Raw genomic sequence first — 17,563 nt, 5'->3', positions numbered from 1 at the left:
CTCACGCCGGAGACTCTCACGGGTCGTCTACTGTTCTGGTGGGTGAACCGTCTCACCGTCCCGACGGACACGGTCGAACTCCGAGAGGTACGCGAGCCGCTCGCGAACGTCGGCGGCGTCGACTCCCAACTCGTCAGCCAGTTCGTCGACGGACATCTGTTCGCCGAGCAACTGGATAAACTCGGTAGAATCGTTCTCGTAGGACCGCTGAACCCACGACAGCTCTTCTGACCGATTGCCGAACGAGGGCGGCACACACGGGTGCCCACTCGCCGAATACATAAGTAGAATGATGACTGAACACGATATGTCTGAACGTGATATGCCTGAACACGATTTGTATATCCTGAGCTATCCTCGCGGTCCTGGCGGTCGTGTTTCGGGAGAGACATCACCAGACGCCGCGACCGCCTACGGCACAGTCGAGGTGAAACGCTAGACGTTCAATCCACTCTCGGCGACCGCCTCGGCGGCCTTCCCGTGGGCATCGTCCGCGAGTTGGGGATCAGTCGTCTTCGACTCGGACATACGCCGGGCAAACACCCCTCGACGTGATTGTATCTCCCCGTGTGGCGGAACCACCACTGATCCATTATTGCACGTGCGACCCACGTCTGTGTCGACAGTTGTCGTTGCGTTCGTCCGGCCTGGACGGTCACCACGATTTTAATCGGCGTCCTCACAGAGCGACTCCATCTTGGTGACGAACTGCTCTGTCCGTGTGACCAGATCACCGATGTCGTCTGTGATCGCTTCGTATCCGTAGTCGGCCTGCTGACGTAGTTCCGAGAGGTGGTTCAAGAATCGTCCCAGATCTCGTGACACATCGCCCGAGACGACTAGTTCTGATCCCACCAGCGAGAGAACGCCCCCGTGTGAGACTGGATTATGTCCGTCGTCGTACAGAGCACCTTTCGCCGCGTGAAACGCCGCGTAGTACAGCCGATTCACCACCGCAGCGTCCGACAATCCTGCGTCACGACCGGTTCGTGCATCGCGTAGCGCTTGGCGCGCCTGTGTGAGTTCCCGCTGAACCGACACCTCTTCGTCAGGCATACACTCGCCCCTCCGAGATCACCCGCTCCACGAACGGGTTCCCCTCGCGCTGGTACTGCTCAAACGTCGAGACTGACAGGACGTGGAGTTCGACCACTGGCCCGTACTCGATCATCACGTCGTACGCGAGGTCACGGAGCCTGTCGGCTGCCGTCTCTCGTTTCCCGTCTGCGAGGACGACCAACACGTCCACGTCACTCGACAGGTCGGCCGCCTCACCACTGATCGTCGAGCCGAACACGTACAGTCCCTCCAGTTCCTCGCCGCACGCTGCCCGAGCGCGCTCGGCGAACGCCTCGGCGGCCCTCCCGTGGGCATCGTCCACGAGCTGGGGATCAGTCGTCTTCGACTCAGGCATACGCCGGGTCTACACTCTTCGACGTAATGTGTATTTCCCCGTGTGTCGAGACCACCACTGATCCAGTGTCGCACGTGCGGCCCACATCTGTGTCGACAGTTGTCGTCGCGTTCGTCCGGTCTGGGCCGTCACCACACGTCTCGTCAACCCGTGGTGACCGACACCCTACGACCACACCGTCCGCTCTACTCGTGCGTCTTCGACTCGGTCTCCCTCACGCTGTGCACACAAATTCCGAGAAGTCGTGTAACGAAACACGAAGGTGGGGTATAAAACGTATTCGAGAAGTGTTACAGTCGGCCGGATCACCCGTTGTCGGTCGTCCGCCCGGAGAGAGGAGCGCTGGCGGTGTCGACTCCACCCCTGGCGACGTGACGGTCGGGTGAGACGAGGACAGTTCCGAGCGGTGTTTTTCAGCGTCGGGGGCGACGACACGTCTGTGAGAGGCTACAGGGCACTCCAGCGACGGACGCGAGGCCTGAGCGACGCCGTCGAGGAGTTACTCTCTCACGAGTTCGACTGGTCGGTCGGCCACCTGACGGCGTTGCTCAACGGGTGTGTGTTCGCGCCGTCGCTGTTGACCTTCTGGCTCGTCAACGGCGTCTTGGACTTCTCCACGGCGTTTCTGTTGGGGACCGTCTCCTCTCCCGGCGGACTCGTGGTGCGCGTCGTCGCGTACGTCCTGCTCGTACCGACGTTCCTGCTGTTGCGGATGGCCTACTACCTCGGTCACCCGACACACCGGCGGAGCGTCCTGTCCGGTGCCTGTCCGAGCAGTGACGCGCTGAGCCTCGACTGGTTCAGTGTCGGGATCCTCGCCACTGGACTCCCGCTCGCACTCCAGACGCTCGGCCCGTGGATCGGATCGAACCTGGTCTTCCTCGTCGGCCTGTTCGTCCTCCCTCGGTTCGTCGCGAGTGAGCGAATCCAGTTAGTCGTCAAGACCACGAGTCTCCTCGGCGGCTCCGCCGTGTTCCTGTACGCGAGTTACGGTGCGGTGGCGGCGGAGATGCTCCCACTGCTCCCGCCACCGGCGAACACACTCGGGTGGGTGGCGACACTGACGCTCGGCGATGCCACGGTCGGACGGCTCCTCGCTGTGACGAACAGTCTCCTCACCGGACCGGTTGTCGTCGCCGCAGTCGCACTCCTCTCGAACCGAGTACTGACACGCCCGGAGCTCACGTCGATCCCGCTCGTTCGCTACTCACTCCCTGCCCGCGACCCGGCGCGGCGGGTCCTGACCAGTGCCGCGTTGGGGACGCTGTTCTACCTCGGCGTCGTCGCCGTCTGGACCGGTCGGGTCGCGGTCCTCCCGTGATCGAACCCAGCGGTGCCGCATCTCCACCCGGACCAGGTGTGGACGACTCGTCGCTCGTGCTCGGTCGTTGGCACCACCACGACGCTTTTGTTCGCGAGTCCAGTCGACCCGGAGTAGTGATCGGACGACGTGTCGTCGCGTCGGAGCTAGACGAGACACTGGCACTGGCGATCGTGTTCGGCGTGGCGTCGGTCCCGTGGACGTACGTGTTCGTCGCCGTCCTCGAGATCCCGCTCTGGCCGTCGTTCGTCGCGTCGGCGAGCTTCTACGCGGTCGACGCCGACGGACTCACACGACTGCAACGTGGGCTCTTGAGCAACCTCGCCGGCATCTGCTACGCAGCACTGACGCTGGTGATCGTCGACGGTTTGTTCGGCGGTGGGCACGTCGCGTTGAGTCTCGTGGTCGGCGCGTTCATGCTCCTCGCGAGTCTCCACGCGGCGGTGCCGGTCCTCTCGTTCACCCCCGGTGGGTTCTTCGGGTACGCCACGCTGTTCAGCGTCCACGCCGCCGGAGCGTCGGTCGGCGGCCTCGGAGGGCTCCCCGGTGAGACTGTGGCGACGGTCCTGTCGATGTCACTCGGGGCGACGATCGGGTTCGTGACGCGTGTCGGGAGTACTCGACTAGATCACACGCACACAGGGAGGAGCGAGTGAGACCCGTCTGCGCCGCTGCAGATCCGACGGGAGTGTCCGGACGACGCGCGAACACGGAGGGAATAAATCTCGTCCAGTGAAAGAAGTAGATCAGATGGATACGAGAGACCACCGGCGACCACGGCGCGGACGATCGCTCACTCGTGCTCTCGGCCTCGTCGCTGTGACGGTTAGCCTCTTTTCTAGATCGACCGTCGCCCACTCTGGAACGACACACGCCGGGATACCGCATTGGGTTCTGTTCGGAAGTGTCGTCGTCGGCGTCGTACTACTCGCGGGGTCGGTCGCCGCCGTTCGGAGAGTCGGTGTCACTCCGACTCAAGCCGCAGTTCCGGCACTCGGTGGTGGTATCGCGGCAATAACCGGACTAATCGGGGTCGTCGAAGTACAAGTCGTCGGAACGAACCCACCAGAACTCGTCGCAGTCTACCCCGTCTTAGCACTGGTAGTCGCTGGGTCGCTGGCCGTCGGAGCCGTCGTCTTCACCGCCACTCGGTACCCACGACGACCACGGTACGCGTTGTTGGGACTCGATCTCGCCGCTTGGATCGCGTACCCCGCCGTCATGCCGAACGGCGGCTACCTCCACCCACTCGGGTACCTCGTTGCACTGGCTCTCCCGGTGCTCGTCGGGTACGTCGTCTGGACCGACGCCCGAGGAATCGTACAGGGAGTCGTGCGTGATCGAACACCACGACTCGTCGGTGGGATGACAGGGATTCTCATCGCCGTGTTGTACGCGTTTTCGGCAGGTACGATGACGTTCAATCCCGACGACGGTGTGAACGCACCGACCGACGCGTTCCTGATCTCGTACGACGTTGCGAGCCCGCTAGTCGTCTGGCCTGCGGTCCAGTGGAACGTCCCGTCGATCCCGTTCGCCGGCTACCTCTCGGTCGGATCACTGTTGACGATGCTGCTGTTCGGTGGACTCGTCGGATTCAACGCTGCGGTCGTCACACAGCAGCTGTCCGGTAGTCGGTCGATCGAGAGCGGTCGACTGTTCGCCGGGACGACCGCGATGACCGGAGCAACTGCCTGCTGCTGTTGTGCTCCCGCCTTCTACGGTCTCCTCAGCGTGCTCATCGGCACCACGGCGACACCCATCTACTGGTCGTTCATGATCCCGGCGTCTCCGGTGAGCGGAACGTTTCTTTCCGGAAGCGTCCTTCTGCTGCTGTGGAGTCTCATCCGGTCGTCGGGTGGGCGACGGGACACGTCGGGTAATCTCTCGTTTGTCGACGTCGACTCTACCGTCACCAGCCGGCTCACAGAGGAGTAGTACTCACTCCACACAGCAACTCATCGCCGAAGTATCCCGCCGAAACGCCTGGCAGGCGTGTTTGAACGCCTCGCTGAACGTCGGGAACGGGTGGACCGTGTCGACGATGTCGTCCACGGTCAGTCCGAACTTCACGGCCAGTGTCGCTTCCACAATCGTATCTGCAGCGCGGGGACCGACCATGTGGACGCCGACGATCTCGTCGGTCTCGTGGTGTTTGACGACCTGGACGAGCCCGTCCGTGTTCTCGACCGTCTTCGCCCGCGGTACGTCTTCCATCCGGATGGTCCGGCAGGAACAGGTCCCGTGCTCATCCATATACTCGCGTTCGGTCGTGCCGACCGTGGCGACCTCGGGGCTGGTGAAGACGACAGCCGGGACCGCGTCGTAGTCGATACTGACACCCTCGCCCCCGAACGCGTTCTTAACGGCGTGGTTGCCCTCCTTGGCTGCGACCGTCTCTAGCTCCGGTTCGCCGATCACGTCGCCGGCTGCGTACACGTCGGGATTGGTCGTCTGGAAGTGCTCGTCGACGCGGATCGTGCCGTCGTCGTCCGTTTCGACTCCCACCGTATCGAGGCCGACGCCCTCGCTGTTGGGCTGGACACCGGTCGCGACGAACAGCGCGTCACCAGTGACCGTCCGCTCGGTGCCGTCGACAATCGTCTCGACGGCGACACCCGACTGAACCGTGTCGGCTCCTCCGTCGGCTGCTGCTGCGTAGACACACTGGAAGTCGTTTCTGGTTACCAGCTCGATGCCATCCTCTTCGAATGCCCGCTGTATCTCGCGTCCGAGTTGCCCCTCTGTGTCCGAGAGCACCCGGTCGGAACGCTGGAGGACAGTCACGTCGACGCCGACGCGGTGTAGGATCTGGCCCCACTCCAACGCGATGTACCCGCCGCCGAGCATCACGATACGCTCGGGAAGCTCACGCTCCTCGAGGATAGTCTCGCTCGTGTAGTAGTCGACCTCACCGAGGCCGTCGATGGGTGGTTCCCGCGGTGAACTCCCGGTCGCGACGAGCAGCTTCTCACCGGTGATGCGTGCCCCCTCGTCGGCCCCGTCGACGACTTCGATCGTCGTGTCGTCGACCAACTGACCGTACCCCTCGTAGGTATCCGTCTCGAAGTGCTCGGCGACATCCACGTAGTTCTCCCGTCGGAACTGCTCGACGAGGTCGGTCGTGCCGTCCAGTGCAGTCGGCCAGTCGACCGTCGGTTCGTCGTCACTGTATTGTACGGCCTCGAACGGATTCTCACTCGACGCAGCAGCGGTCTCCCCGACTGCCAACAGATGTTTGCTCGGGATACACCCGACGTTCACACACGTCCCACCGATTGGGAGTCCAGTGTTCACCAGTGCCGTAGACAGTCCACGCCGACTCGCCTCGGTGAGTGCCGCGAACGCTGCCGCACCACCCCCGAGGATCACGAGGTCGTACGATCGAGTCGTGACCATGTCTAAGCTCTCGTTCCCGAAGCCATTATACTGTGGAGTCCGAAGCCACGGAGTAAGTTCGAGGCCTCGAAGTCATGGCAGACTCGACTCCGACACCGACTCGCGCGTGTGACGTTGACGGCACCTGCTACTGCCCGTTGACGGGTGTGATCGACGTGCTCGGTCGCAAGTACGCGATGCAGTTGATCAGTATCATCGGGGCACACGAGACACTCCGGTTCGCCGAGATCGAGTCACACCTCCCAGGTGCGAGTAGTTCCACGGTCTCGAGGCGACTCGACGAGTTCGAAGAGGCCGGGCTCCTCTCGCGAACCCAGTACGACGAGATCCCGCCTCGTGTCGAGTATTCACTGACGGCAGACGGACGGGAAGTGAGCGACAGGCTCGAACCACTACTCGAGTGGGCAGAAGCGAACGAGACGGAGTCGTAAGCTCTGTACGCACCGATATCGTACGAGAACGCCGCTACACCGCGGAACCCACAGTACCGCACAATCGTCAAGTAGCCAGTCTGTGTGACAAATTACGTGTCGTCCGATCAGTTCCAGACAGCCACCGGACGCCAGATTCCGGCGGTGACGGCCGCGGAGATGCGCGAGGTGGATCGTGTCGCTGTCGAGGAAGTCGGCCTCCAAGTGCTCCAGATGATGGAGAACGCCGGACGAGCTCTCGCCTGGCACGTCCGCGACATCGGTGACAGCCCGGTCGTAGTCGTCGCTGGTAATGGTGGGAACGGTGGTGGTGGACTGGTCTGCGCACGCCACTTGGCGAACCGTGGCGTGACCGTCGAGGTGATTCTCGACCGACCTGCGGCCGACCTCACCGGCGCGGCTGCCCACCAGTTCGAGACTCTCTCGGCGATGGATGTCCCCACTCACGAGACGGTCAACGACGTCCTCCAGTCGCGCGAACCGTCGGTGATCGTGGACGCACTCGTCGGGTACGGTCTCGAGGGGGCGCTGCGGACGCCGGCGAGTACACTCGTCGACGCGATCACCATGGCCGGCCGCGGGGAGACGAGCGTCGTGTCGCTGGACGTTCCCTCCGGACGGAACGCGACGACCGGGAACGCGTTCGTGCCCGTCGTCGAGCCCGATCGAACGGTGACACTCGCTCTCCCGAAGACGGGGCTCGACTGTGGTGTCGGACGACTGTTCCTCGCCGACATCGGGATGCCGGCGGTCGTGTACGAACGGGCTGGTATCACGTACGACTCGCCGTTCGAGGATGGTGACTGGATCGAACTCACACCGTCCGAGTCAGTCTGACTCCTGCCCCCGAGCGAAACTGGACCGAGACCGAAGTGGATACTTGCTGGATCGGCCGGACTGTCAGCACAGTTTTTGCGGGTGCACGGCCTACCAGTCGTCGTGAGCCGAACAGCAGTCGTCGCCGGCGTCGGACCGGGACTGGGCGAGTCGCTCGCACGAAAGTTCGCCGCCGAGGGGTGTCGCGTCGCACTGTTCGCCCGATCGGCGGACTACATCACGGACTTAGCGGACGACCTCCCCGATCCGGGTGAGGGGCTCGCCGTCCCGACGGATCTCGCCGACGTGGCGCAGATTCGGGACGGGTTCGAGACGGTCCGCGACGCGTTCGGCCCGATCGACGTGCTGGTGAACCACGCGAGTGCCGCCTCGTGGACGGGACTGTTGGACACGAGTGTCGAGTCGTTCGAGGAATCGTGGGCGGTCAACGGGCGTGGGGCGTTCGTCTGTTCCCAGGAGGCCGTCGAGGACATGCTCGAGACGGGCGGCGGAACGGTGATCTTCACCGGCGCGACCTCCGCGGTCCGGGGTCGCGGTGGTGCGATCGGGTTCACGGCCGCGAAGTTCGCCGCCCGCGGGATGGCGATGGACATCGCCCAAGAGTACGGCCCCGACGGCGTCCACGTCGCCCACGTCGTCCTCGACGGACAGATCGACAGTCCGGGCGTCCGCGAGCGGAACCCGGATCGCGATCCGGAGACGTTCCTCGACCCAGACGAACTCGCCGAGACGTACTGGCACCTCGTCGAACGAGACGACCCGAGTACGCAACCGTTCGAAGTCCACCTCACGAACGGCCCGCAGCCGTCCGAGTTCGTCTGACTCGCCGAGCGAGCGTGTCCGGCCCTCACGCGGATCGAGAGCCAGAGGGGACTGGTCTCTCCTGTCTGCTGTCGAGTCGGCGTCAGAAGGTGAGCAGTTCGTAGTCGTCGGCGACGAGCGAGCGGATGCTCGGGTGACCGTCGTAGTCGGCGAGTCGGGCGAGTCCCGCCTCGTCGACGGCCTCGCTCACGTCGAACGCGTCCGCACAGTAGTCACACACCGAGACGTGCCCGCGGACGGCGGCGTAGAGGTCGTGGTAGTCGTGTGTCTCGTCTTCGAGTTCGGGAATCCACTGGGTCCCCGCCCCGTCGAAGATGACCTCCACCTCGTCGCCGTCCGTCTCGACGAACTCCTTGGCGCCTTCGAGCGCGTTCACTACGTTGCCGATACTCGTCGCACTGCCGTCTGCACCACTCGTGATCACGAAGGCTGCTTTCGCCATTGCGTGTCCACGTACCGGCTGCACAGACGACAACCCCGCGCGGCCGTGTGGGAGTGTCGGCGTCACGGCACAGGTTCTTGTGTGTCGGCGAACCGATCGTCTCCGTCTCTCTCGGCCGGGAGGCGGTCGCTCGGTTCAAGCCTCTGGAGTCCGGACTCGTGAGAGACGACCAGCTACCAAATCTGAGCGAGGCGGTAGGGCTGTCAGCGTGAGTATCCAGCCCTCACGAGGGTGAGATATTCTGACACGTATCGCCGCACGTGAGCGAGACCACACGGATCTCCGAGAAGGACCAGGCGACGATCACGCACGGGCTCCGCGAGAAGTACGACTTGGAGCCAGGCGACGGTGACGCCGCTACGCAGACACGACCGCAACCTGTGTGATCTCGAACCGGGCACCACCGTCGGCACTGTCGACAACTCGGACGGTCCACCCGTGTGCGTCGGCGATCACATCGACGATCGCGAGTCCGAACCCCGTTCCACCGTCCGACGTCGAGTACCCGCGGTCGAAGACGTCCGCGCGCTCCTCTTCCGGAATCCCAGGACCGTCGTCACACACGTAGAACCCGCCGTCGACGGGACCGACGGTGACCGTCACATCCGGCCCGGCGTGTTCGATCGCGTTCCGGAAGAGATTCGCCAGCAGTTGTCGCGTCCGGTCCCGATCGGCTCTGATGACCCGATCGGTCTCGATCTCGAGTGTCGCCTCCGACGTCTCGACTGTCTGCCACCCTGTCCGTGCGACGGTCGACAGCTCGACGGCAGTCGTCTCCTCGACCGCGGTACCCGAGCGAGCGAAGGTCAGCAAGTCGTCGATCAGAGTCGCCATCCGTTCGTGTGCGTCTTCTGCAGCCTCGAGGTGGTCGTTGTCGACCTCCGCTCGAGCGAGCGTGACCCGGCCCTGTGCAACGTTCAGTGGGTTCCGCAGGTCGTGTGAGACTGTGCTGGCGAACTGATCGAGGCGTTCGTTCTGGCGTTCGAGTTCCTGCTCCCGCTGTTTTTGTGCAGTGATCTCTCGGAGGACGATCAGTCGACCCTGGACAACTCCCTCCCCGTTGTCAATGGGTGCGATGTCGGGTGTGAAGTACCGCTCTGTCTCGCCATCTGCGATGCTGATCGTGCGGGGGTCGGCTTCACCGGTGACGACGCGACGTGTATCCTCGCAGAGTGGGGCGAAGAACGCCTCTGCAGCGGTTCCGTGCCAGTCGGGCGGGGCACCGACGATCGCTCGTGCGGCGGGGTTGCAGTCGACGACCGCCTCGTCGTCGTCGAGCATGACGACTGGGTCGGGCATCTCTCTGACGAGTTGCTGCCGTCCAACGGGTGCGACGTCGAAGAGTCGGTACCGGAACGTCGCCACCGCGAACGCCACGGCTGTGACGCCGTACGAGACACCCGTCAGGCTCAGCTCTGGCGGAACGATCCCGGTGATCAGTGATGCGCCTGCTACCAGCGGGGCTCCTACTCCGACTACGATCGCGACAGCGTGACCCAACTCGACGTCCCCGCGACGTCGGAGGAGGTAGCGACCGAGCACACCACCGGCGAGAAGCCCCACTACGTAGACGTAGAGGTGGAGCAGTAGAAACGGCGGCTTGAGCGTTCGATCGAGCGTGTACCACCGTCGAAACGTCACCCCCAGAACCGTCACGGGACCGTGACTGACGAGCCCGTGGACCTCGTACAGGAACTCCGGGGCGACAGTTCCGATCACACCGAACGTGATCGGCGTCGCGACCGCGACTCCGATCGTCCACCGGTTGATCCACCGAGTGTTGTTCGAATACGCCAAGGCGAACCAGAGGAGCGCGTAGCTCGACACCCAGATACAGACTGTGTTGAGGAAATTGAATCCGAGGAGCTTCAGCGCCGGCGATGTCGCGATTCGAAGGAAAGTCTCTGCGAGCAGTGACAGACTCAGTGCTCCCATCAGCGCGACGAACGCGAGCAGGTCGTTCCGCCGAGCGCGCTGCAGATACTGGCGCCGGCCGTAGCCCGCTAGTGAGACCGTGATGAACAGGGAGACCACGAGAGGTGGCACTCGCGGTGGGACCTGAACTATCACATAGTTGCCAGGTACGATCCAACATTATGTTTGTGGTGTGTCTCTTTCATATCTGATTGTAATTCAGCCACACTTCAGCGCGTGCTCGACGGTAGCCGGCGTTCGTGAGCGACGTGACGACCGGGAAGCCTGCTCCTACTAGCGAGAGTGTCCCGGGTAGGGAGTGTCGCTGCCCGGCACGAGGCACTACTCGGTGAAATCGCCAAGTCGTGGTGTCAGGTGTGCCCCGCCTGTCACCGTGTCGTGTGCCTGCACACCGTGGCCGAGATGACCCCCTTTCCGCACCTGACTCTCTGTACGATCAGTGGAAAAGTCCTCGTCTTTCTGCAGGAAGGATAGTCCCTACCACTGCAGTTCTCTGTTGCCAAAGCAAATACCGAACAAATATTTGTGAACAATGCTATCTAGGGGAAGGGAGACAGAGGATGTAAGGAGATTGGTGAACACGATGAGTCTACATGAACTACATTCGGGTTGTCTGTGTCTGTCTGTTCGTCGTTCCACTCGTGATAACAGTCGCTACGAATCCGGTGTTCGGTACCGACGATCCCGGCTACTCACCCGAGACTACTGTGTCCGGTCCGACGGTCGTCACTGGCACAGCACTCGTCGTGGTCGAGGGGGACGGGACCGTATCGTACCGTGAGACGGTCCGCGACGAGTACTGGGACGTCGATCCGATCACTGGTAGCGACGACGTGATCGTCTCGACGGTGGTGAATAGCCCTGAGAGTCTCGACTGTACGAACTGTGTGCGACAGCGTATCGAGCAGATAGACCCCGAAACCGGTGCCAGAACCGTCCTCTACAGTGAGGTCACACCCGGACGACGCAATACGGAGTGGCACGATGTCGACCGTATCAACGAGACACACTATCTCGTCGCCGACATCGTCCAGCAGGAGGTGGAGATCGTCGACACCAGCACCGACACCACCACGTGGGAGTGGAGCGCGTACACCACACTGGCACCGGACAGTGGCGGCTCGTTCACCGGTGACTGGACGCACCTGAACGACGTAGAGCTCGTTCGTGACGGACGGTACGTGACCGCGAGTCTACGTAACCACGACCGAGTGATATTCGTCAACCGCTCCTCCGGACGAGTGAACGAGTCACTCTCACTGGGTGCCGACGATGCCCACTCGACGCTGTACGAGCAACACAACGCCGACTACGTCCCCGAAGAGCGGGGTGGCCCGGCGCTGATCGTGGCCGACTCGAACAACGACAGGATCGTCGAGTTCCAGCGTGTGGACGGTACCTGGACCGAGTCGTGGGTGTGGCGAGACGAGCGGCTCAAGTGGCCACGCGACGCCGACCGCCTGCCCAACGGACACACGCTCGTCACGGACACGAACGGCAACCGTGTTCTCCAGATCGATACGCGTGGGACTGTCGTCTGGTCGATCTCGACGGCGATCGACGTGTACGAGGCGGAGCGCCTCTCTACCCCCGACGAGAGTGCGAACGGCGAAGCGGCCGTCGAACTGGGTCTCCGGTCTCGGACTGCCGACCCCGAGACGCCGGTCGAACACGCCCAATCGCGAGTCGAGTCGGTGCTCGGTCCCCGCATCGTGAACGGTCTCGTCTGGGTCACACCACGGTGGATGCGTATCCCCGAGTCGTTCACACTCCTCGTGAGCGTCCTCTCGGCGCTCGTGCTCGCCGGATACGAACTCGCCGGTCGTTGTTCTGCCGCCCGACGGCGGCTATCGTCGCTTCGAGACGACGACTGACTCGGGCCCCGACCTCGACCGTGCCGGCAGCGTCTCCGTAACTCGATTCTCCGCGAGTCCTTCCACTGCAGTCATAGGTCACGGGCTGTCGAGGCGAGTTTCTCGGCCTGCTCCGCCTGTAGAGGTGGCTGATCGGGGTACCGTCGACGTTCACCGACGCGTGCCGCGTCAGACGGACAAATCCCAGAGAGGATCCCATAGACCGGAGTACCCCCCGCGAGGTGGAGAAGTTGCCTCCGGGGAACCGGCATAGTCGAAATCCCCACCGGGGGAATCCCACCTCTTCAGGGGTGGAGGGATTGCAAAGCGACGAGGACGGCACTCGCTGTCAGTCACACCCGGCGCACGTACTGATTCGAATCGTCGTCGTCACGCACCAGCGTCACGAGTCGTAACAGATTGCGGAACGGACTCGGAGGTCTTAGTGGTGACGACAGATCAGAACCTGAGACGGTCGAGTTGACCGTGACGTACGCCGTTCGTGATCTCGTCGTGTCACGGTTGGACGGGGAGTTAGAAGACTCACCAATCGGCGAGAACTCGACGACGACCGGTGTCGCGGTGAGAGTCGGAACTCGAAGAAGCCACAGACTCCCCAGTCGCGTCGGGTCGTAGCCGCGCACGACTCCACGTTCCCTTCGGCCACCGGGCTCGCTCCCGTACTCCGATTTAAGCACTACTCAAGTGTAGTGGACTCTCTGATCTTCAGTCTCAAGTTCTGTCGTACTGTAGGACGCTTGAGCGAACGAGCCTCCGGTTGTACCGCAACTGTTAATTGAGAGTCTTCTCAAGTCACGGTCGATGGCACAAACCACAGAACGGCTTCGTCGCTACCTCGACGACGAACTCGAGGAGTGTCGCAACGAGGACGTCGAGCGCCGCCTCGACGAGCTCGGCACCCTCGAAGCGACACTCGGGACGGCGCAGTTGAACGCCGAAGTGGGTGTACTTTCGGCACTCTCCAACGAGACACGATACACGCTGGTCCGTGTCCTCGTCGCGGCTGGCGAGGAACTCTGTGTCTGTGAATTGAACGCGGTCGTCGACGTGACCGAGAGCGGGCTCAGCCACGCGCTCTCGAAACTCGTCGACGCGGGACTCGTCGATGATCGCAAAGATGGCCGTTGGAAGAAGTACCGTGCGACGAACCGAGCCGTGGCACTCGTCACCGTTCTCGATGGGAGTGTAGATGAGTAACGTCGATGCCCACGACCACGGGTCGAACTGCGACTGTGAGAGTTGTGGCGACCCGCGGTCGATGGACTTCCTCGACAAGTATCTCACCGTCTGGATCTTCGGGGCGATGGCGGTCGGTGTCGGTCTGGGGTTCCTCGCACCGTCGGTCACTCGACCGATCCAGGACCTCTACTTGGTCGAGATCGGTCTCGTCGTGATGATGTACCCACCGTTGGCGAAGGCCGACTACTCACAACTCCGCACCGTGTTCAGTAACTGGCGCGTGCTGGGCCTGAGTCTCGTCCAGAACTGGCTCATCGGCCCGACGCTGATGTTCGGGCTGGCCGTGATCTTCTTCAGTGGGCTCGTCCCGGGACTGCCGGCGCGCCCCGAGTTCTTCCTCGGACTGGTGTTCATCGGGATGGCGCGGTGTATCGCGATGGTGCTCGTCTGGAACGAACTCGCAGAGGGGTCGACCGAGTACGTCACCGGACTGGTCGCGTTCAACAGCCTGTTCCAGATCGTCACCTACGGTGTGTACGTCTGGTTCTTCGGGGTGTTCCTGCCGCCACTGCTCGGGATGGAGTCGCTCGTCGCAGGGATCACTACGTTCGACATCACGCCGATGCAGGTGTTCGAGGCGATCGTAGTCTTCCTCGGGATTCCGTTCGCGGGCGGACTCCTGAGCCGCTACGTCGGGACGCGGATCAACGGCGAGACGTGGTACGACGAGGAGTTCGTCCCGAAGATCGACCCGTTGACGCTCGTCGCGCTGCTGTTCACGGTGATCGTGATGTTCGCCACGCAGGGGGAGAACATCGTCGCCTCGCCGGGTGACGTACTCTTGATCGCGGTGCCGCTGACGATCTACTTCGTCGTCATGTTCTTCGTGAGCTTCGGGATGGGTCGCGGAATCGGTGCTGACTACTCGACCACGACGGCGATCGGATTCACGGCAGCGTCGAACAACTTCGAGTTGGCAATCGCGGTGGCCGTGGCAGTGTTCGGTGTCGGCTCGGGTGTCGCATTCACGACGGTCGTCGGCCCGCTAATCGAGGTGCCGGTTCTGCTCGCGTTGGTCAACGTCGCGTTGTACTTCCAGCGGACGTTCGAGTGGGGGAGTGGAACGAGTGACCAGCCTCCGTCACCGAACTCGGAACCGGCACTGGACGACGATTGAGAGGAGAGAGATGTCAGGCCACTCCGACAGTCGTGACCCGCTTCGTGTCGCATTCGTCTGTGAGGAGAACGCCGGACGGAGTCAGATCGCGGCGGCGGCGGTCGCCGAAGTGCAGGTCCGAGTCCAAGACCGGCCAGAGATCGAGATCGTCAGTGGCGGGACGAACCCTGCGGAGGCGATCCACCCTCCAGTCGAGCGTGTGATGGAGGGGAAAGGGTACGATCTGTCGGCACGATCACCGACCCGGCTCACCGACACGGCGCTCGAGACGTGTGATGTAGTCGTCCTGATGGGACATTCGTCGATGGTGGAAGACCTGCCAGCTGGCGTCGTCGTACGCGACTGGGGATTCATCGACCCAGCTGACAGCGACATCGAGACAGTGGGGGCGATCAGTACAGAAATCGAACAGCGGGTGATCGAATTGATCGACGACCTACCGACCAATCCAACCTCGAAGCAGGAACTTCACCGATCCAATGACTGACAACGACGATTCCGACCCGACTCGTATCGCTTTCATGTGCGTCCAGAACGCTGGTCGCTCCCAGATGTCCACAGCCTTCGCGGAACAGGAGCGAGAGCGACGTGGTCTCGACGATCGTATCGAGATTCTGACCGGCGGCACCGATCCGGCAGACCACGTTCACGAGGAGGTAGTGACTGTGATGGAGGAGGAGGGGCTCGACCTGTCCGACCGGACTCCGCGAGAGATCACGATCGCGGAACTCCGATCCTGTGACTACGTCGCGACGATGGGCTGTTCGACGCTCGATGTCGGTGACGTGGGTGGGGCTGTCGACGTGCGTGACTGGGGACTGGACGACCCCGACGGTCGAGACCTCGACGATGTCCGTGCAATTCGTGACGAGATCGAACGGCGGGTTGCCGACCTGTTCGACGAGATCACCGAATCCTGAACACCCGACCGTCGCGCGTCGGATCTGAGTACGGGGCTTTGGGATGCATCGTCGAATTAACGTGAGACTGGTCGCAGGTCGCCTCGAGAGAACCGTTCTGACGTGTTGTCGGCGGGTGTAGACTGTCAGAGTCCCGAGTAGGGTCGGTCAAGTTTGCTATCGCAAAATAGAGTTTACGCGTGGTGGAAACACCGATCCAGCCGCGCTATCCCGAATATCTGCCCACCGAAGACGCACGCACCCTACCGTGTGTTAGAACACAAAGACACAGTGTAGTTCACCGGGGCCCACGTCGGGAGGGGCGGCGCGTCGGTCCCGATCGGATCACACCCACCTCACGCGGGCGGGCCGGGGTCGACGGCCGGGCGCACAACGGTGTCGGGCGGGCAGTCTCGTCGGGTTCGTGTCGGCACCTGTGTTCCGTCACCTGACGACCGTCACGGGGACTGGCGACCGACGGACGACGGTCTCGGCTGTGTTCCCGACGATCAGTCGGTCCGCGAGCGAGCCACCGTGGCTCCCGATCACGAGTGCGTCGAACGCCCCCGCTCGGTCGAGGATCACCCGTGCCGGGTGTCCAACGTCCACCGCCGTCTGGATCTCGGCGCCGCGTTCGGCGGCGACCTCTCTGGCACGCTCGAACACCGGCCGGGCGTACTTTTCGGTCGACTCTTCGACGTCGTCCGCGAGCGCGATCGCAGTTGCCTGCCCGAACATCGCCGACGGCTCACCGACGACGGTCAGGACGGTCACCGTCGCGTCCGGGTGTGCCGCTAGTGCGTGCCGGAGTGCCCGCTCGCCCATCTCCGACCCGTCGACGGCGACGAGAACACGTTCGATCATACCACCCCCACGCGCGGTGTGGAGATGACGCTTCCGGCGAGCAGAACACGGTATCGTGCTCTCGTTCGACTCCGTGGGCAGACTGGGATACCGTTCGAGTCGGAGTTGATCGCCCACCGTAGTCGACCCGCCGATCGGAGAGACGGGCCCACTCTCGGTGTCGGGTCGTACCGGGGGTCGAGATCCCTCGACGTCCCACAGTGGGGTGGTCAGAGCCAGAACCCGTCGTCGAGAAACTCGAGGTCGTCCTGCGCGGTCGTGAAGGGCGATCCGACACTCCGATCGACGACCGGCGGTGACGATTCCTACGAGATCTTTCGGGGAGAGCGGACCACGGGTTCCGGTCACCCCGGCGACGCCGATCGCGCCTCGTCCACCACACCGGAATTGAAGTACGGCTGCCGTCGAGACGCTGGTATGACCGAGCAGACCGATGACGTCGACGAGGCGATTCTGTACGCGCTCCAGGACGACGCTCGGAACACGTCGTCCAGCGACATCGCCGACCTGGCGGGGACGTCGGGGAGTACCGTCCGCAAGCGGATCCAGCGACTCGAGCGAGACGGCGTGATCAAAGGGTACAGTGCAGACGTCGACTATCAGGAGTCCGGGTACCCTCTCCGGATGTTGCTCTACTGCACCGCGTCGATTCCGGATCGAGGCGACCTCGTCCCGGAGATTCTCGCCATCGACGGGGTCGTGTCGGTCCAAGAGTTGGTCACCGGCGAGCAGAATCTCCTCGTGACCGCCGTCGGCGAGTCGGACAGCGACATCACGCCGGTCGCACAGGAACTGTTGGACTTGGGGCTCACCGTCGCCGACGAGGTGCTCGTCCGGAGTCACGAGACGACACCCTTCGGAGAGTTCGCTCCAGAGAGTGAGGAGGGAGACGACGGTGAGGTGTGAGAGGAGGGTGGAGGGAGGCGTCTCGGAGTAGAGTGAGAGACCCGAATCCCGTACTGCCGGACC

21 protein-coding genes are annotated in these 17,563 nt (G+C 63.1%); 14 read left to right on the top strand and 7 right to left on the bottom strand.

Annotated elements, in window-relative coordinates; translation table 11 throughout:
• Window positions 1-27 precede the first annotated feature (27 nt).
• The 3 genes from RYH80_RS16350 to RYH80_RS16340 all read right to left on the bottom strand — a co-directional run bounded on the left by RYH80_RS16350 (window position 28) and on the right by RYH80_RS16340 (window position 1,414).
• On the bottom strand, window positions 28-255 hold the full coding sequence (locus RYH80_RS16350; RefSeq protein WP_370905097.1) for a hypothetical protein: 228 nt from the start codon (window positions 253-255) through the stop codon (window positions 28-30).
• Window positions 256-666: 411 nt separating this feature from the next.
• The gene (locus RYH80_RS16345; protein ID WP_370905096.1) at window positions 667-1,056 is read right to left on the bottom strand and encodes a HEPN domain-containing protein; all 390 of its coding nucleotides are present in this window, start codon (window positions 1,054-1,056) and stop codon (window positions 667-669) included.
• Window positions 1,049-1,414 (bottom strand): nucleotidyltransferase domain-containing protein, encoded by a 366-nt coding sequence (locus tag RYH80_RS16340; RefSeq protein ID WP_370905095.1) that lies wholly within the window; start codon window positions 1,412-1,414, stop codon window positions 1,049-1,051. The genes RYH80_RS16345 and RYH80_RS16340 overlap by 8 nt, the downstream gene beginning before the upstream one ends.
• Window positions 1,415-1,853: 439 nt before the next feature.
• On the opposite strand from RYH80_RS16340, the gene RYH80_RS16335 reads away from it, so the two are divergent.
• The 3 genes from RYH80_RS16335 (at window position 1,854) to RYH80_RS16325 (ending at window position 4,673) form a co-directional block, all read left to right on the top strand.
• Entirely contained in the window at window positions 1,854-2,735 is an 882-nt protein-coding gene (locus RYH80_RS16335; RefSeq protein ID WP_370905094.1) for a hypothetical protein, read from the top strand.
• A gap of 116 nt (window positions 2,736-2,851) precedes the next feature.
• Entirely contained in the window at window positions 2,852-3,391 is a 540-nt protein-coding gene (locus RYH80_RS16330) for a DUF1097 domain-containing protein (protein WP_370905093.1), read from the top strand.
• Between the two features lie 523 nt (window positions 3,392-3,914).
• A complete protein-coding gene (locus tag RYH80_RS16325; protein WP_370905092.1) occupies window positions 3,915-4,673 on the top strand; it encodes a hypothetical protein in 759 nt (252 codons plus the stop codon).
• A gap of 3 nt (window positions 4,674-4,676) precedes the next feature.
• On the opposite strand, the gene merA is transcribed toward RYH80_RS16325, so the two are convergent.
• Window positions 4,677-6,134, bottom strand: a complete 1,458-nt coding sequence (gene merA / locus RYH80_RS16320) for a mercury(II) reductase (RefSeq protein ID WP_370905091.1) — start codon at window positions 6,132-6,134, stop codon at window positions 4,677-4,679.
• Window positions 6,135-6,208: 74 nt separating this feature from the next.
• On the opposite strand from merA, the gene RYH80_RS16315 reads away from it, so the two are divergent.
• From RYH80_RS16315 to RYH80_RS16305, 3 genes are all read left to right on the top strand, one after another.
• Window positions 6,209-6,565, top strand: a complete 357-nt coding sequence (locus RYH80_RS16315; protein ID WP_370905089.1) for a winged helix-turn-helix transcriptional regulator — start codon at window positions 6,209-6,211, stop codon at window positions 6,563-6,565.
• Between the two features lie 96 nt (window positions 6,566-6,661).
• Window positions 6,662-7,402: an NAD(P)H-hydrate epimerase gene (locus tag RYH80_RS16310; protein WP_370905087.1), complete on the top strand. Its 741-nt coding sequence runs from the start codon at window positions 6,662-6,664 to the stop codon at window positions 7,400-7,402.
• A 102-nt stretch (window positions 7,403-7,504) separates the two neighbouring features.
• Window positions 7,505-8,224, top strand: a complete 720-nt coding sequence (locus RYH80_RS16305; RefSeq protein WP_370905086.1) for an SDR family NAD(P)-dependent oxidoreductase — start codon at window positions 7,505-7,507, stop codon at window positions 8,222-8,224.
• 82 nt (window positions 8,225-8,306) lie between these two features.
• Here the strand turns inward: RYH80_RS16305 and RYH80_RS16300 are convergent, their stop codons facing one another.
• The gene (locus RYH80_RS16300) at window positions 8,307-8,666 is read right to left on the bottom strand and encodes a hypothetical protein (protein ID WP_370905084.1); all 360 of its coding nucleotides are present in this window, start codon (window positions 8,664-8,666) and stop codon (window positions 8,307-8,309) included.
• Window positions 8,667-8,926: 260 nt separating this feature from the next.
• Here RYH80_RS16300 and RYH80_RS16295 point away from each other — a divergent pair, with 260 nt between their 5' ends.
• Window positions 8,927-9,052 carry a hypothetical protein gene (locus tag RYH80_RS16295; RefSeq protein ID WP_370905082.1) on the top strand — a complete coding sequence of 42 codons (126 nt, stop codon included), beginning with the start codon at window positions 8,927-8,929 and terminating at the stop codon, window positions 9,050-9,052.
• Here the strand turns inward: RYH80_RS16295 and RYH80_RS16290 are convergent.
• Complete coding sequence (locus RYH80_RS16290) at window positions 9,024-10,700, bottom strand: histidine kinase N-terminal 7TM domain-containing protein (protein ID WP_370905081.1); 1,677 nt, start codon at window positions 10,698-10,700, stop codon at window positions 9,024-9,026. The two genes, RYH80_RS16295 and RYH80_RS16290, sit on opposite strands and share 29 nt — an antisense overlap.
• Before the next feature lie 542 nt (window positions 10,701-11,242).
• On the opposite strand from RYH80_RS16290, the gene RYH80_RS16285 reads away from it, so the two are divergent.
• The 6 genes from RYH80_RS16285 to RYH80_RS16265 all read left to right on the top strand — a co-directional run bounded on the left by RYH80_RS16285 (window position 11,243) and on the right by RYH80_RS16265 (window position 15,751).
• The gene (locus RYH80_RS16285; protein WP_370905079.1) at window positions 11,243-12,475 is read left to right on the top strand and encodes an aryl-sulfate sulfotransferase; all 1,233 of its coding nucleotides are present in this window, start codon (window positions 11,243-11,245) and stop codon (window positions 12,473-12,475) included.
• A gap of 399 nt (window positions 12,476-12,874) precedes the next feature.
• Window positions 12,875-13,090 carry a DUF7861 family protein gene (locus RYH80_RS20175; RefSeq protein WP_489753335.1) on the top strand — a complete coding sequence of 72 codons (216 nt, stop codon included), beginning with the start codon at window positions 12,875-12,877 and terminating at the stop codon, window positions 13,088-13,090.
• A gap of 186 nt (window positions 13,091-13,276) precedes the next feature.
• The gene (locus RYH80_RS16280) at window positions 13,277-13,672 is read left to right on the top strand and encodes an ArsR/SmtB family transcription factor (protein WP_370905077.1); all 396 of its coding nucleotides are present in this window, start codon (window positions 13,277-13,279) and stop codon (window positions 13,670-13,672) included.
• Window positions 13,665-14,831, top strand: a complete 1,167-nt coding sequence (gene arsB / locus RYH80_RS16275) for an ACR3 family arsenite efflux transporter (protein ID WP_370905075.1) — start codon at window positions 13,665-13,667, stop codon at window positions 14,829-14,831. Before RYH80_RS16280 ends, arsB begins: the two co-directional genes overlap by 8 nt.
• 10 nt (window positions 14,832-14,841) lie before the next feature.
• Window positions 14,842-15,318 carry an arsenate-mycothiol transferase ArsC gene (locus tag RYH80_RS16270; protein ID WP_370905074.1) on the top strand — a complete coding sequence of 159 codons (477 nt, stop codon included), beginning with the start codon at window positions 14,842-14,844 and terminating at the stop codon, window positions 15,316-15,318.
• On the top strand, window positions 15,311-15,751 hold the full coding sequence (locus tag RYH80_RS16265; RefSeq protein WP_370905072.1) for an arsenate reductase/protein-tyrosine-phosphatase family protein: 441 nt from the start codon (window positions 15,311-15,313) through the stop codon (window positions 15,749-15,751). Before RYH80_RS16270 ends, RYH80_RS16265 begins: the two co-directional genes overlap by 8 nt.
• Window positions 15,752-16,174: 423 nt before the next feature.
• Here the strand turns inward: RYH80_RS16265 and RYH80_RS16260 are convergent, their stop codons facing one another.
• Entirely contained in the window at window positions 16,175-16,594 is a 420-nt protein-coding gene (locus RYH80_RS16260) for a universal stress protein (protein ID WP_370905070.1), read from the bottom strand.
• A 417-nt stretch (window positions 16,595-17,011) separates the two neighbouring features.
• Between RYH80_RS16260 and RYH80_RS16255 the strand changes: the two genes are divergently transcribed.
• Entirely contained in the window at window positions 17,012-17,500 is a 489-nt protein-coding gene (locus RYH80_RS16255) for an Lrp/AsnC family transcriptional regulator (protein ID WP_370905068.1), read from the top strand.
• Window positions 17,501-17,563: the final 63 nt, after the last annotated feature.

Source organism: Halobaculum sp. MBLA0147 (assembly GCF_041361345.1).
Classification (GTDB): domain Archaea; phylum Halobacteriota; class Halobacteria; order Halobacteriales; family Haloferacaceae; genus JAHENP01.
The sequence above is the reverse complement of the archived record's forward strand: the minus strand, read 5'-3'. Positions and strand labels throughout refer to the sequence as shown.